At 36.9% G+C, this 16,855-nt stretch carries 12 protein-coding genes; all 12 read right to left on the bottom strand.

Translation table 11 applies throughout. From position 1 onward, the window contains the following. Positions 1-41: 41 nt before the first annotated feature. Complete coding sequence (gene ilvA / locus B0186_RS03160) at positions 42-1,577, bottom strand: threonine ammonia-lyase, biosynthetic (protein ID WP_078217947.1); 1,536 nt, start codon at positions 1,575-1,577, stop codon at positions 42-44. A gap of 90 nt (positions 1,578-1,667) precedes the next feature. Next, entirely contained in the window at positions 1,668-3,503 is a 1,836-nt protein-coding gene (gene ilvD / locus B0186_RS03155) for a dihydroxy-acid dehydratase (protein WP_078217946.1), read from the bottom strand. 100 nt (positions 3,504-3,603) lie between these two features. Beyond that, on the bottom strand, positions 3,604-6,660 hold the full coding sequence (locus B0186_RS03150) for a type I restriction endonuclease subunit R (RefSeq protein ID WP_078217945.1): 3,057 nt from the start codon (positions 6,658-6,660) through the stop codon (positions 3,604-3,606). Further along, positions 6,657-8,783, bottom strand: a complete 2,127-nt coding sequence (locus B0186_RS03145) for an AAA family ATPase (RefSeq protein ID WP_078217944.1) — start codon at positions 8,781-8,783, stop codon at positions 6,657-6,659. The genes B0186_RS03150 and B0186_RS03145 overlap by 4 nt, the downstream gene beginning before the upstream one ends. 28 nt (positions 8,784-8,811) lie before the next feature. Then, complete coding sequence (locus B0186_RS03140) at positions 8,812-9,807, bottom strand: virulence RhuM family protein (protein WP_078217943.1); 996 nt, start codon at positions 9,805-9,807, stop codon at positions 8,812-8,814. A gap of 12 nt (positions 9,808-9,819) precedes the next feature. Continuing rightward, positions 9,820-10,467 (bottom strand): restriction endonuclease subunit S, encoded by a 648-nt coding sequence (locus B0186_RS03135; protein ID WP_078217942.1) that lies wholly within the window; start codon positions 10,465-10,467, stop codon positions 9,820-9,822. Next, positions 10,433-11,044, bottom strand: a complete 612-nt coding sequence (locus B0186_RS03130) for a restriction endonuclease subunit S (RefSeq protein ID WP_078217941.1) — start codon at positions 11,042-11,044, stop codon at positions 10,433-10,435. The genes B0186_RS03135 and B0186_RS03130 overlap by 35 nt, the downstream gene beginning before the upstream one ends. Before the next feature lie 2 nt (positions 11,045-11,046). Beyond that, positions 11,047-12,039, bottom strand: coding sequence for a virulence RhuM family protein (locus B0186_RS03125; RefSeq protein WP_078217940.1), 993 nt, complete (start codon positions 12,037-12,039; stop codon positions 11,047-11,049). A 5-nt stretch (positions 12,040-12,044) separates the two neighbouring features. Beyond that, positions 12,045-13,589 carry a type I restriction-modification system subunit M gene (locus tag B0186_RS03120; RefSeq protein ID WP_078217939.1) on the bottom strand — a complete coding sequence of 515 codons (1,545 nt, stop codon included), beginning with the start codon at positions 13,587-13,589 and terminating at the stop codon, positions 12,045-12,047. 13 nt (positions 13,590-13,602) lie between these two features. Next, positions 13,603-14,475, bottom strand: coding sequence for a DMT family transporter (locus B0186_RS03115; RefSeq protein ID WP_407919729.1), 873 nt, complete (start codon positions 14,473-14,475; stop codon positions 13,603-13,605). A gap of 111 nt (positions 14,476-14,586) precedes the next feature. Continuing rightward, positions 14,587-16,404, bottom strand: a complete 1,818-nt coding sequence (locus B0186_RS03110; RefSeq protein WP_078217938.1) for an RNA-binding domain-containing protein — start codon at positions 16,402-16,404, stop codon at positions 14,587-14,589. A 232-nt stretch (positions 16,405-16,636) separates the two neighbouring features. Continuing rightward, entirely contained in the window at positions 16,637-16,855 is a 219-nt protein-coding gene (ilvM, locus tag B0186_RS03105; protein WP_078217937.1) for an acetolactate synthase 2 small subunit, read from the bottom strand.

Raw genomic sequence — 16,855 nt, 5'->3', positions numbered from 1 at the left:
CATGTTGATGTGGCATTTTTTATGATTATCCTATTTTATGATTATCCTAAGAAATATTTATAAGCAGGGCTATTTGTCACATCTTGATAAGTATAAGCCAGTTCCTCTAAGTGTCCATTGAAACGAATTTCATCATGTTCATCGAGTTGGAAACCAGCTAAAACATTGCCGTAATCTGCACCATGAGCACGATAATGGAATAAGGAAATATTCCAATGCGTACCTAACATCATCAAGAATTTTAATAGTGCGCCTTTTTGCTCAGGAAACTCGAAACTATATAACCGCTCTTTGCTGTTACTCGTAGTACGCCCACCAATCATATAGCGAATATGGGTTTTGGCTATTTCATCATCCGAGAGGTCCATCACTTTATAATTATTTTTCTCAAGCTGTTGGATAATTTCTAATTTTTCCTCTTCGCTACCAATTCTCACACCTACAAAAATACAGGCTTGTTCTTTATCCGCATAGCGATAGTTAAATTCGGTTACAGGACGCTCCCCTAATAAATGACAGAAACGCAAGAAACTGCCTTTTTCTTCAGGAATAGTCACCGCAAAAATAGCCTCATGTTTTTCCCCAATTTCGCAACGTTCGGAAACATAACGTAAGGTATGGAAGTTTAAATTTGCACCAGACAAAATATTCACTAGAGTTTCGCCTTGAATATTGTGCTCTTTCACATATTTTTTCAAACCAGCTAATGAAACCGCCCCAGAAGGCTCTGCAATAGCACGCACATTTTCAAACATATCTTTCATTGCAGCACAAACTTCGTCACTATCCACTAGTACAACATCATCAATATATTGCTGACAAACACGGAAAGTTTCGTTGCCAATACGTTTTACCGCAACACCATCGGCAAATAAACCCACTCGCTCTAAATCCACAGGCTGACCTGCATTTAAGGCAGCATGCAAACAAGCAGAATCTTTACTTTCAACGGCGATAACTTTGATTTCAGGCATTAATTGCTTAATTAAAACTGCTACACCAGCTGCAAGACCGCCACCACCAACGGGAACGAAAATGCGATCAATGTGACTGTTTTGCTGCAAGAGTTCCATAGCTAAAGAACCTTGACCAGCAATCACTGCGGGGTGATCGAAAGGCGGAATAAAGGTCATATTTTTGTTTTCGGAAAGTTCGATCGCTTTCGCCTTTGCTTCATCAAAATTTGCACCATGTAAAAGCACTTCTCCACCATAGCCACGCACGGCATCAACTTTAATGCGCGGCGTATTTTGTGGCATCACGATCAAGGCTTTAAGCCCTAGATTTTTCGCAGAGAGTGCAACCCCTTGTGCATGATTTCCAGCCGATGCGGTAATCACACCAGCATCTTTTTGTGCTTGGCTAAGGCCAGCAATCATGGCATAGGCACCACGTAATTTAAAACTATGTACTAACTGGCGATCTTCACGTTTAACTAAAACAGTATTGCCCAAACGTTCGGAAAGTTTGACCATAGGTTGCAAGGGAGTGACTTGCGCTAGTTCATAGATTTTTGAGCTTAAAATTGCTTTAAGATATTCAGCGCCTGTGGGCTGATTGGTTAAGTTATTCATCATATTATTCACCATAAACAAAAGTGCGGTTGTTTTTATCATTGTTTTGCATTTTAAAGAAAACTCTGTAAAAAACCACCGCACTTTTCATCTTTAGATTTTCGTTTTATCCCTTACCGCCCCTTTGTCCGCTGAAGTGGCGAAATGTCCATAAACTTTTAAGGCAAAGGAAACTTCACGCTGACGGTTTGCAGGTTTCCAACCCCGCTTATCTTGCTCTGCCCGACGTTGTGCTAATTCGGCTTCAGGCACGACCAATTCAATTTTACGATTTGGAATATCGATCTCAATGGTATCGCCGTCTTTGACCACGCCAATTAAACCACCTGCGGCTGCTTCTGGTGAGCAGTGTCCGATAGATAAACCCGATGTGCCACCAGAGAAACGTCCATCTGTCAATAACGCACAGGCTTTGCCTAAGCCCATAGATTTTAGATAACTGGTTGGATAGAGCATTTCTTGCATACCTGGTCCGCCTTTTGGACCTTCGTAGCGAATAACCACAACGTGCCCTGCTTGTACTTTGCCACCTAAAATACCAGCTACGGCATCTTCTTGGCTTTCAAACACAATGGCTTTACCGCTGAATTTTAAGATACTTTCATCAACCCCAGCAGTTTTTACGATACAACCATCTAAAGCGATATTGCCCGATAACATGGCTAAGCCACCGTCTTGGCTATAAGCAAATTCTTTGCTACGAATACAACCATTTTCACGATCATCATCAACGCTATCCCAACGGCAATCTTGCGAGAAGGCTTGCGTAGTGCGAATACCCGCAGGGCCAGCACGGAAGAATTTGTGAACGGCTTCGTCTTGAGTCAATTTAATATCGTATTTGGCAATCTGTTCGCCAATACTCATCCCTAAAATGGTGCGAGTTTGGTTATTCAACAAGCCTGCACGATCTAACTCACCCAAAATCGCCATAATACCGCCAGCACGATGCACATCTTCCATGTGGTATTTTTGCGTATTTGGGGCCACTTTACTCAAGCAAGGCATAACACGAGAAAGGCGATCAATATCTGCCATAGTGAAATCGACTTCTGCTTCTTGTGCGGCTGCTAATAAATGCAGAACGGTGTTGGTTGAACCGCCCATAGCAATATCCAAACTCATGGCATTGTCGAAAGCGTCTTTAGTCGCAATTGAGCGTGGTAATACAGAAGCATCATCTTGCTCATAATAACGTTTGCACAGCTCAACAATCTGTTTGCCAGCATCTAAGAAAAGCTGTTTGCGGTCAGCGTGGGTGGCTAAGCAAGACCCATTGCCCGGTAAACTCAAGCCAAGGGCTTCCGTTAAACAGTTCATTGAGTTAGCGGTAAACATACCTGAGCAAGAACCACAAGTTGGGCAAGCAGAACGCTCAATTTGTTGGCTTACTTCGTCTGAAACATTCGGATTTGCCCCTTGGATCATCGCATCAACCAAGTCTAATTTGATGATTTGATCGGATAACTTGGTTTTGCCCGCTTCCATCGGTCCACCTGACACAAACACCGTTGGAATGTTCAAACGCAATGCAGCCATTAACATTCCCGGGGTTATTTTGTCACAGTTAGAAATACACACCATGGCATCAGCACAATGTGCATTGACCATATATTCCACGCTATCGGCAATTAAATCACGGCTTGGCAAAGAATAGAGCATGCCACCATGCCCCATGGCAATGCCATCATCAACGGCAATGGTATTAAATTCTTTCGCCACCCCACCCGCTTTTTCAATTTCTGCAGCAACTAATTGCCCCATATCTTTTAAGTGAACGTGCCCCGGTACAAATTGGGTAAATGAATTCACCACCGCAATAATCGGCTTACCGAAATCATTTTCTTTCATTCCTGTTGCACGCCATAAAGCACGTGCGCCTGCCATATTACGACCTTGTGTGCTGGTCGCTGAACGTAATTTAGGCATAATCTCTCCAAGTAAATAATGTTGTGTTTGTTATAAGAGCGGTTAGTTTTTCAGAAAATTTTGCAAATTTCCATAGAAATTTAACTGCATATTAAAAGAATTATAAATTACGTCCAATTCCCTTAAACTTCTCCACAAAAGCCGACACTTTTTGGAAAACACTTTGTTTTAAGGTTAAATATTTTGGATTAAGTGGGCTCATTTTCGGCAGAATATCGTTTAACTCTGTACCATTTTCGCTAGCGTATTCCCGTTTTAAAGAATTGCTAATATATCGTCTAGCGGCCTCCACATTCAATTTTTCTTCATCAATCAAAGCGTTGGCTTCTGTTTGTAGCTTGTTTTGAGCATATTTGAAAAAGGCTTCGATAATATCCGCTTTATGTTCAAATTGATTAAGATCCGTTTGCTCAATAAATTCTACAATTAAGCTTTCTTTGGCACGATTACCAAGGCTTGCCCGAACGGTGCGGCGAATATCTGCAATCAAAGCTTCTTTATTATTGGATTTTTTATTCTGTTCAAAAATTAGTTCTAAAATATAGTCTAAGTTGATCTCTTGAGATTTCAAAAGATCCACCTCAAACACCACATCATCCCAATCAATCGTTAGTTTTTTAGGCTCATTTCCTGCTTTTTGTTGGCGTAGCCATTCACGAATATCATTATAGGTTGAACGATAATCCTGCACTTTATGCTCGGTTAAAATAGGTTTGGCGTTATACTCCCCAGCTTGTTCTTGAGCTTGATTGTGCGGTATGTTTTCCACCTGTTTTTTTAGCTCGGTATATTCATCATAATTTTGTAGCACATTATCAATACGCAGATATTCGCCAAAAAGTTTAACAAAGGCTTTTTTGTCTTTTTCGGTTTCAATATTCGCTGGGTCAGGGAATTTTTCCTGCAATTCTTTCACCACCGCCAAATAACCTCGACAAAATTCGCCAGTTAGTTTGTCCTCATAGCCCTGCATATATTCTTGATAGCTTTTTTCTAGCACCACATTTTTGGTGTTTTTATTGCCGAACAAGGTAATGGCATCAATGGTGTCTTGCTCTAAATCTCGGAAAGTAACGATATTGCCAAAGGTTTTAGTCGCATCAAAAATACGGTTGGTGCGAGAATAGGCTTGTAGCAAGCCGTGATAACGCAAATTTTTATCCACAAATAGCGTGTTCAATCTTGGGGCATCAAAGCCTGTCAAAAACATTCCCACCACAATCAGTAAATCAATCTCTTGATTTTTCACTCGTTTAGCTAAATCACGATAATATTCTTGGAATTTTTCAATGCCAAAGTTACTTTTAAAATGCTGGTTATAATCTACCATCGCTTGCGCCAAGAACTCTTTAGCCGTCAAGTCCATGGCATCAGTATCAAAACTTTCATCGATAATATCGCCCACCGCATTTTGCTCTTCATTGGCGGTAAACGAGAAAATAGTGGCAACTTTTAGTGGTTTTTCTACCCCTTGCTGTAGTCGTTTAAAGGCTTGGTAATACAGCTTAGCGGCTTCCACACTAGAGACTGCAAACATGGCATTAAAGCCCTTTCCCCCATTGATACGGTGAGTTTTGTATTTGAAATTATCCAAGATATATTGGGTAATTTCTCGAATACGCTCAGGGTGTGAAAAGGCTTGTTTGGCTTCAAGTGCGGTCAGTTTTTCTAAATCTTTTTCTTGCTCAATGTCTTTAAAGGTTGGACGTACATCATTGTAATCCACCTTAAATTTCAGCACTTTTTCATCACGAATCGCATCGGTAATCACATAAGAATGTAATTCTCGCCCAAAGACGCTGGCAGTAGTTTCTGAGCCTAAAGCATTTTCAGGGAAAATTGGTGTCCCCGTAAAACCAAATTGGCAGAACTTTTTAAACTTTTTCTTGAGATTTTTTTGAGCTTCGCCAAACTGAGAGCGATGACATTCATCAAAAATAAACACCACCTGTTTTTGATAAATCGATAAATTCTCTTCCGATTTCATCAAATTGTTGAGCTTTTGAATAGTGGTAACAATGATTTTGTTATCTTCTTTGTCCAAATTACGCTTTAAGCCTGCAGTGCTTTCTGAACCATTGACGCTGTCTGGGGAAAAACGCTGATATTCTTTCATCGTTTGATAGTCCAAATCTTTTCTATCCACCACAAAAAACACCTTATCAATAAAAGGCAATTCGGTCGCCAAACGAGCCACTTTAAAACTGGTTAAAGTTTTGCCCGAACCTGTGGTATGCCAAATAAAACCACCGCTCTCCACATTGCTCCAGTTTTTATTCAGATAAGCACTTTGAATTTTCCATAAAATCCGTTCGGTCGCCGCAATCTGATAAGGACGCATTAACAGCAAAGTATCGCTGACATCAAACACCGAATAATCAATCAAGATTTTCAGCAAAGTATTTTTTTGGAAAAAAGTTGCGGTAAAATCTTTTAAATCCTTAATCAAGCTGTTATCGGATTTCGCCCAGTTCATCGTAAAATCAAAGCTGTTTTTATCCCGCTTGGTGGTGTTGGCAAAATAACGAGTGTCTGTGCCATTTGAGATGACAAAAACTTGTAAATACTTAAACAAAGAATTTTCGCTATTAAAGCTTTCTTTGCTATAACGATGAATTTGGTTAAAGGCTTCACGAATTGCCACCCCACGTTTTTTCAATTCAACCTGCACCAAAGGCAAACCATTGACCAAAATAGTGACATCATAGCGATTGGCGTGTATGCCAGTTTGTTCAAATTGATTAATAACTTGTAATTTATTATTGGCAATATTTTTCTTATCAAGCAAATAAATATTTTGAATACGCCCCGTATCAAACACAAAATCATAAATATGGTTATTATGAATTTTGCGGGTTTTATCCAATAAATTCTCTGATGGTTTATCCAAATATTCTTCAACAAAACGCCTCCATTCTCCATCGGTAAAAACCACATGATTTAGCCTTTGCAACTGCTCACGCACATTGGCAAGTAGCTTCTCTTGGCTGTTTAAATCAGTGCGATATTCATAGCCTTGATTGGTCAAATCTTGGATAAATTCACGCTCCAAATCGCTTTCCGTTTGATAATTCGCCGATTGCTCAAGGGGCGTATATTTATCCAAAATGATAAAATGATTGGTTTCGGTGATGAGGGTAGTTTGATTTTTCATCATTTATCTCCGAAAAATTTCTTATAATGTGCTATTGCATTATTTTGTTCAAAACAACGTTTAAATAAGTCAATAATTTCTTGTTTTGATTTTCCATTTAATTCAGCTTCTAAATCATCTATAGAATGGGAATTCACATTAAATAACTTTCTTGCACCAGGTATATTTTCAAAAAAATCACTTTGATGCAATCCATTAAATTTAGTATAAGTTTCAATAATCCTCCTAATGGGATTTAAAAGCATACTTGGACTAACATTATTTTGATTGAAAAGAAACTTTAACTCCTGCCAAAGTGCGGCATAGTTTGTTTTAAAATCATCTTCTGGATTAGTTATTTTAAGTAAATTAACACTATTTTTAACTTTTCTTAAATGATAAAAATTGTTGCCTTTATAATTACAAGCATATTTTACATTTAAATAAAAATGAGTATTGTGTGTTAGTAAAATAAATCTCTCATCATCACGAACATTCTTATCTTTTAATCTCTGTAATTCTTCAATAATCAAATATTGAACGGCATCATCATTGGAATTCATTGGATCATCAAAAATAATGCACTTTTTATTTAAATTAGAGTTATCACTCAATTCATCTAATTTCTCAATAAAATATAAGAAAGCAATCAGATTTTTCTCCCCTGTAGATAGTTCTTGAACACTTCTTATATTTAAAGTTCTTAAGCACTTGATTTGATAATCATTACTTATCTCCTGATGAATCAGCTCAAAACTAGCATAAAGCTTTAATTTTTTATTGATTCTCTCAACCAGAATCTTTTCATTTTTTGTACTTTCCAATAATTTTTTGATATTTTCTTCAATTTGGTTAATATTATTTTGATATATTTTAATTTTTGATTTTTCATCATCAACTTTATTTTTTAAATCTTGAAGTAGTTTCTGATGTACTTCCAAGTTAGACTTTCTCACTTCGTATTGAAATCCATCACAATACTCTTTCACAAAGTGATAACGTAGGGCATCACGAGCATCATTTTGTTTTTTTGTTAAGTCGCTACGGTTATTGTCATCTACAATCTGATTGTAATAATCAATAATGGAATCAATATCATTAGTACAAGACAGAGTGAGTTTTTCACACTCTTCAAATAGATAAGCCAACTTATTCTCTAATTTGGAAATTAATTCATTTAAAAATTTTTGATATTCGTTTTTTGCATTTTCTAAAGTAGGATTGATTTCATCAATTTTAGATTGATAGTCAGCATAAAAGTTGGAGCTATCTATACTGATGTTTTGAATATCGGTGATATAAGATTTTAATTTTCCAATTTTATTTTTTATCTCGTATTTAAAATTTCTCACTTCATCTGCTGAAAAATAATTCTCTAGTTCTGCTAATGTTTCTTTTGAAACAATATGATTACAAAAGGCACAATGTTCTCCTTCTTGATGTAGGACCAATCCTTTTTCGGCAAAATCTCTTTTAGCAGAGTTGTCATCTAAACGGCTTAACCTCGTTCTTTCTACAACTTTTCGTTGAAGTAAGGTATTAACATCCGTTACTTCATTTTTTAGATTGATGTTTAGCTTATTTATTATTTGAGCTGACTTGACTTCAGACCTCAGTAATGATTCAAGTTTTTCAATCTCTTGTGTTTCCAAGCCTTTAGCACATATTATATCGTTTTTAAATGCTCCAATATCATATGATGTTGAAGAAATTTTCAAATCACGATTTTTTATCTCTCTTGCTTTATTCCTACAAAAATTATCAATCTCATTTTTTATATTTGCTACATCTTTTTCTTTTACCTCATGCTCTTTCCATAAATTTTCTGTCCCATTATCAATGAGATTATTCTGGATGGATTCTATATTCTTTTCGATTTCCTTTATTCGACTTTCTTCTTCGGATATTATTTGATTAATTTCAGTATTTTCTTCTCCTAGAATAACAGTATCTAGAGTATTATTTTCACTAACAACACTCTCAAATCCTTGAAATATTTTGACATCATAGTTATTGCATTGCTCTTTTACTAATTTAGTGATTGTAGATTTCCCACAACCATTTTTACCAAAAATAAAATTAACTTTTTTGTCAAATGTGATTTCATTGAAGTTGAATAAATCATTACCAGTAAGATCAATAATCATTGTGACTCTCTCCTATATTTTAGAGTTTTTATGAGTTATTTTTTAGACTAATTTCTAGCCTCTCCAACTCTTTCAAATCCTCCGCATCAGCAAGCATTTGTTTTAGCTGTTTTCGAGAATAATTAAATTGTTCATATTCCTGATGTGCAAGCTGTTCCATTTGTTTATGGGAATAATCTCCCAAACCTTCAAGGACAGGAAAACCATTAAACTCTAATAAGCTATCAACATTATTTCGCCAAAATGCCAAGGTTAAATCTTTTTGCTTTTTGACTCTTAGTTCCGCACTTTCAAGAAAAATCATCACCAAACGATTAAGGGAATCAAGCTCATCATTATTAAGATAATTTTTTGCTACAACAACATCCCCCTTACGCACAACTTTACCTTTCCACGAGGTTAATCCCATATTAGGTAACGACGATTTAGCCCGTTTAACGATCAATTCTGCTGCAGTTTGTTGGGTTATTGCATAGATTAATTTATTTTGAGTTTCGGCAAAAAACATCTGTGTCGCTTTATCAGACTTATCATAATCGCTAGACAAGCTAAACAACTCTCTAACTTTCTGGTAAAAACGCATTTCACTAGCTCGGATTTCTCGAATTTGTTCAAGTAACTCATCAAAATAATCTAACCGCCCTTGTGGATTTTTTAATCTATCGCTATCTATCAGAAATCCTTTTTCTAAATAGGTTTGTAATGTCGTATTTGCCCACTTTCGAAACTGTACCCCACGAACGCTTCTAACTCGAAAACCAATCGCCAAAATCATCGCCAAAGAATAATGTTTAACTTGATAATTTTTCCCATCTTTGGCAGTTATTAAATAATCCTTAACAACTGAATTTTCATCTAACTCATTGTCTTGTAATATGTTTTTTATATGCGTGACGATATTTGCTACAGAGGTGTCAAAAAGTTCTGCAAGTTGATTTTGCGTAAGCCAAGCCTCGCCATTAGAAACCAATAAAGCAACATTAGACTTTCCGTCTTCTGTGTTATAAATAATCAAATCCGTCATTTAAACCTCATCTTAGACCCTAGCAAATCCCAACAACAGCTCCCGATAATACTCATACTGCTTACGTCTTAATTCAATTTCCTTTGGCAAGCCATCGCTGATGGAATTGGTCAAGCGGTCAAATTTATCCAAAATTTTGACAATCTTGGCTTGGGTTTCCAGTGGGGGGATTGGGATTAATAAAGATTTTATTATATCTGAATTCAAATTACTTACTGAGCCACTATTGATTTTTCCAGCCCAATAGGACTGCACTGTGTCAGATGAAAGATAATAGTATAAAAAATCAGAATTTATTTTATCTTGAAATTCACTAATTGAAGCCCAACCATCGTGTATTGCTCCATCAATATTTAAAATATATGGTCTGCCATAACTCATTGAATTTGACATTATAAAATCGCCTTTTTTAAGAACTCTTGATTTTAGAGAACCTTCATAAGTTATTCTTTGCTCTGTTTTATCCACATATTTAGCACCAACAGCAACATCACCAATTTTAATCCAAGGAATTCCATCTTTATCATCTGTTAGATATTGTGAAATAGGTCGTGGAGATGCTCCTCGTTGTATTTTAGCAACCTCTCCCAAACTCTTCCAAACCACGTCTTTGCTGAAGAATGGGTTAGTCTTGTACCCCCCCCCTATCGGAAATATCATCAAAGGTCAAGAGCAAATCTCGATAATATTGATATTGTTTTTTCCGCAGGGATAATTCAGCTTCCAGCGCAGCTTCCAGCGCAGCTTCCAGCGCAGCTTCCAGCTCTGTCAAAATGTCAAGTCTTTTTACAATTTCTTTTTGTAATTCGAGTGGTGGGATTGGGATTTGAAAATTCTGGAGCATAGGTAAGGTAATATAAGGAACAGAACCTTTTTTAGAATTAACTAAAATATATTCTTTCAAGCAAAATTTAAAATAATGTACTAGATAAATTATATTTATTTCTGAGATAAACTGACCTAATACATAGGTTCGCTGATATGCATTAAATTTCCCAGAATAGTAATTAATATGTCCAACTTGACTGCCATTCCCTGAAATAAGAATAGCCTCCATATCAAATGCATATTCATTTATTCTGTACGGGTTTTCATTACAAGTAAAAAAGGGGTATATACCATCATCTTCCATTGCGTTTGCATTCAATTTTCCCGTTGTAATCATAGAACACACTTCCCCCAACGGCTTCCACTCCACTTCCGCCTGTTCAATCATTTTTAAAATATTGGTTTTCATCTTTATTTCTCATTCAATTTCTGAATTACTTTATCAAAATCAGAGACAATTTTTTGAGTGCGGTTAAAAATTGCATATTCTGCTTTAGCTTTTTCTTTAGCTGCTTCACTCGAAATTTTGCCTTTATCTGGCAAAATATCATAACGGCGGAATGCCAAAAATTCATCGACACTGTTGGCAAACTGCTGCATATCAAATAAGTTTTCACGTTCAATTAGGTCTTCAATATAGTCAAAATAACCTGTAACGGCACGTTCTAACTGTCGGATTTGTTTTTCATTTAAATAATTCTTTGCCACCATAACATCTTGGCTCAAAATTCTACCATCAGGCGCATTTTTCCACGTTTTTAACCCCATATTTTGCTGATGATGGTCTGCGTGGGTATAAATGATTTCAGCCGCTGTTTGTCCTGTAATTGCAAAATGAAATTTATTTTGCACCATCGCATAAAACGCTTTTGTAACCGCAGCATTGGGATCATAATCGCTACTACATTCGGCATAGATATCCGTAATCTGTTGCCAAATACGTCTTTCGCTTGCTCGAATAGAACGTACTCGATCCAAAAGCTCACGAAAATAATCCTTACCAAAAACCTGATTACCTTGTTTTAAACGCTCATCGTCTAAGGCAAACCCTTTAAGCATATATTCTTTTAGCACTTTGGTTGCCCAAATACGAAATTGTGTGCCACGTAAAGATTTCACTCGATAACCCACAGAAATAATCACATCTAAGTTGAAATAATCAACTTGATACGTTTTTCCATCTGCTGCAGTTGTTGCAAATTTTGCAACAACTGAATTTCTCTCTAATTCTCCATCTTGAAAAATGTTGTTAATATGACGAGAAATCGTTGATTTATCTCTATCAAATAAACTTGCCATCTGATCTAAAGATAGCCAAGCCGTATCCTCATCAAATTGTACATTAACTGAAATTAGCCCATCGATAGATTTAAAAATAACCATACTTTTGGGTGGTTTATTCATTTTTATTACCCCTCAATCTCCGCCACGATATCATCAATCTCGGCTCGCAAGCGGTCGATTTTGGCGACAGTTTGGCGAATATCGGCATTGAGCACATCAATATCAATCACTTCTCTGGTGTCTTTGGCTTCTACATAAGAACTCACCGCCAGATTGTAGTCATTTTCTGCAATGGTTTCTTTATCCACCATTTTAACTAGATGCTCTACATCGGTTTTATCGGCAAAGAGTTTCAAAATCTCGGCGATATGTTCATCGGTCAGCACGTTGTTATTGGTTTCTTTCTTAAAAATACCACTGGCATCAATAAACTGGGTATTGTTGTCTGCTTTGGATTTTGATAGCACTAAGATATTCACCGCAATGGACGTACCAAAAAATAGATTAGGGGCAAGAGAAATCACCGTTTCCACATAGTTATTATCAATCAGATATTGGCGGATTTTTTGCTCTGCTCCGCCACGATAAAAAATGCCGGGGAAAGTGACAATAGCAGCTCGTCCCTTGGCAGATAAGTAATTAAGGGTGTGCATAATAAAGGCAAAGTCCGCCTTAGATTTTGGTGCAAGTACGCCAGCAGGGGCAAAACGGTCGTCATTGATTAAAGTTGGATCATCTGAACCAATCCATTTAATCGAATAAGGCGGATTGGAAACAATAGCATCAAAAGGCTTATCATCTTTAAGTTTTGGCTCAATTAGGGTATCACCAAGTTCAATGTTGAAGTCGGCATAATTGATATTGTGCAAAAACATATTCATACGAGCAAGGTTGTAAGTGGTGTGATTGATTTCTTGCCCGAAGAAACCTCCTTCAATGATATGATCATCAAACTGCTTTTTAGCTTGTAACAGTAGTGAACCTGAACCGCAAGCAGGATCGTAGATTTTATTGACCGCACTTTGCCCATATAAGGCAAGTTTGGCGATCAATTTGGACACATTTTGTGGAGTGAAAAACTCTCCCCCTGACTTGCCCGCATTGGCGGCATAGTTGGAAATCAAAAACTCATACGCATCGCCAAACAGATCAATTTGATTATCTTCAAACTTCCCAAAATCCAACTCTGCTACGCCCTTTAGCACTGCTGCCAAGCGTTTGTTTTTATCGGTAACGGTATTACCCAAACGGCTAGAGGTGGTATCAAAATCAGCAAATAAGCCTTTGATGCGATGTTCTGATTTATAACCATTGGCGGACGCTTCAATAGCGGTAAAAATCTCTTTTAAATCGGTATTTAGTTTGTCATTGGTGTTAGCGGTTTTAACAACATTGGAAAAAAGCTGACTTGGATAGATAAAATAGCCTTTGGTTTTGATGGTATCGATTTTAATATGTTCCAAAATTGGGTCGTCATCGGCATACTGGGCATAATTGACACTCTCATCCCCCGTTTCAATATAAGCAGAAAAATTCTCACTGATAAACCGATAAAACAGCGTACCTAAGACATATTGTTTAAAATCCCAACCATCCACGCTACCACGCACTTCATTAGCGATTTGCCAAATACGGCGTTGGAGTTCTGCTCTTTGTTGTTGACTTGTCATAAATTTATCCTTTTTATTTCTTTGTTTTTAATGATCCTAAATAGATCGCTATCATAGTTAAAATTGCCCCTATCCATTGCATTAGATTGATTTGCTTATCTAATAGTAAATAGTCGATTATAAGTGCGGCAACAGGCTCAGAAAGCAATAAAAGCCCTGTCAAACTGAGCGATAACAAGGGAATAGAATAAGCAATCAAGCCCCACGCAAAACATTGCATTACCGCCCCATAAAGGATGATTAGCCCGATCTGCTCCCAGTTAGTTGGGTATAAATTATGGCTATTTAGCCACAAGGCAGGAAGCACTAAAATTGCCACTCCACCGAGGCTAATTTTAAACATCAGTGGAAAGATCGGAGTTGCTACGGTTTGTTGCGTTTTGCGAATATAAATCATGGACAACGCTAGCATCAAGCTAGAAACAATCCCTGAAATAAAGCCCCAACCCGCATTGCTATTATATTCAAACTCAGGACTAGCAATTAAGGCAACACCAACAATAGCAAGACACAGGCTACAGATCTGTAATTTAGTTTGTCTTTCGTGAAACCAGAAGAAACCTATCGCTGACAGCCAAAAAATCTGTAGGCTATTGAGCAATGTTGAAATCCTAGGGCCAACGGCATAAATACTTTCGTGCCATAAGGCAAGATCTAACCCTAAAAATGCGCCAGAAGTGAGGGCATATATTGTTGCTTTTTTATTACTTGGGAAAGACTGCTTAAAAATTTTAGCTAAGGTATAAAAGATACTTGCCGCCACCAATAATCGCCAAAAGGCTATAGCATAGGCACCAACTGGCACATAAGCCACAATCAAACTACCTAAGCCAAAAAGAATACAGCCAATAACTAAACCGATACTGGCGGTGTGTTCTGAATTCAATTTCATCATTTGTTTTTGCAAAAAATAGGAAAAATCTGACCGCTTGTGGTAGTCATTAAGTGGCATAGATTAAAAAACTACCGAAAAATGAGTGGCGGTTATAAATATACATCATTTTTTTACTACCCGATAACGCTGCTTTGAACTCGTCGGCTTATTAGGAATAGTCATCTCAACCAATCCGAATTCAATTAAAGGAGCAAGCACGTTCGCTCTAAATTTTGAGCGGTTGGATCTGCCAACCAGTTGAACCATTTCTGTGATAGATAATGTCTTTTGTAATAAATGAGTAAAAATAAGTTGTTGTTCCTGTGTTAATTCAACTGAATGATCAAGCTGTTGAGAATCTAGTTCTGACTTAGACCCTACTTGGTCCCGACTTAGTCCCAACTTACTCCTAGCTTGCTCCTGACTTGATCCCATTTGATCAGGAATGAAATAAATTTTCTGTTTCATTTCACCGTAGGATTCAATAAAGCCGTTTTTCAAAAGCCGTTGCAATGCAAGAGTAACATCTCGAGAATGTAAACTCGTTAATTCACTGCACCTTTTATGAGTCACCTGATTTTCTAAACAAATGGTAGCAAGAATATCTAACTCTAAAGATGACAGCTTTTCTAGCTTATCATCATAAATTCGTAAGAGCTGCTGATAGATTTCATCAGAAATTAAAGCGCTTGTTAAAATTGTGAGTGTAACAAACTGAGGTAGTTCAGCTTTTTCTTCTAGATTAGGTTCTGCCCAATGTGCCCAATGACAGCCCTTTAAAATCTTGGGCATTCCAGATCCTGCCTTTTCCCCCAATCCAATTAAAAGAAACATTTGATGTAACAATGAATTTCGACAATCATGTACACCACCTTCCAAAATTTCGTCTTTAGATAAACGTAAATTTCCTGGGTTACGAAATAAAAACTTGTCTGGATGTTTTTCTATAAGAATTGGCGTCCTACCTGAATAATCAGCGTGTGCTAAGGTATTGATTAGCGCTTCTCTCAAAGCCTCGTGAGCCACAGTTTCATCAATACGCTGATCTTCTTTTAAGTTGAAAGGAATTTTTAAATTTTCTACTAAACGAAGGTAAACTTTTCGATAAAAGTCATAAAGATTACCTGACCAAGTGCCATCAGGTACAATGCGTTCTTCCCAACGATTATCAGAGGGTTCACGATAATCAAGAAAATAGTGCGGAAAATGTGAAATAATAGCGTCAAATGTGCCGAACATTAATAAACCCGCCACTGTTATCCCTTCTTTACCAGAGCTTCGATCTTTTTTCCAACCACCAATTTTCTTAAAGAAAGAAAAGAGATCGAGATCTAAATAAGGGTGATGCGGTTTGTGGGCCGAAAGTCGATTTCGGTAGGCTTTCAAACTATCTAATTCAATATCATCATCAAAGGTAAAATGTGGTGATAATATTTCGTTATCAAAGCTATCCGTGATTTGTTCTGCTAACATTTTCTTTACTAGTTCATCATCACACAAACGATCACCATCATATAAGCGAAAATAAGTGTGTCCAAAGGGATTTTTAGTCAAATGAACAGGTTTCTGTTTACGCGTTGCAGCAGGAATATAGATTGCCAGTACATTTTTATCATCAATAATTAGCGACTGAATATGCTCTTCTGAAACAAGTAAATTACAGCTAATATGATCTCGGTTATTTAATAAATTAAATAAATCTTGTTTAACTTTTTCAATGTTACTAATGCCAGCTATCTTAAATTGATTATTTTCTTCTTTAATACCAAGAATAACCCAACCGCCTTTGCTATTTGCCATAGCTGAATAAGTTTTCCAAAAATCTTTCGGTAATTCCCCTTGCCCCTCTTTCCCTGAAGCAAGTTTAAATTCAATTTCTTCACATTCAACCAGTATTTCAATATCAGCTAATTGATTGATTTCAAAAAATTTATTTTTCATTTTCACCTAAAAGATAAGTCACTTATTAAAAATTTTTATTTTTTAGTCCAATTCTATCCGCACAGTGGATAGTTTTGCCTTCATTACAAGTTATTAATTACCAAGAATAAAGTTAGTCGCAAATTGAGTGTGAAGTTGTGCGGTATCAAAAAACGGCAATGGGCTGTCGCCTTACTACTAATAAACTCATTTACAAATGGTAGGGGGCTAAAGCCACCCTACGCATTGATTGTTACTTTAATTCAACTACATCAGGCAATTTCACAAGCTGATGAACCAACAATTCAATGGCTCGTTCACTCTGAACTGTGGCTTTTAGCTCAATCACATCGCCTTTGGTTTCGCTATTTAATGCAATGGCTTCAAAGCCACGATGGCGGATAACTCTTAATAAACGCTCTAAAGTTTCAGGGCGTTTGTTGGCTTGAATAGTTAAATAATAAGTTTTCAT

This window comes from Canicola haemoglobinophilus (assembly GCF_002015075.1).
In the GTDB taxonomy this organism is placed as follows: Bacteria; Pseudomonadota; Gammaproteobacteria; order Enterobacterales; family Pasteurellaceae; genus Canicola; species Canicola haemoglobinophilus.
The sequence above is the reverse complement of the archived record's forward strand: the minus strand, read 5'-3'. Positions and strand labels throughout refer to the sequence as shown.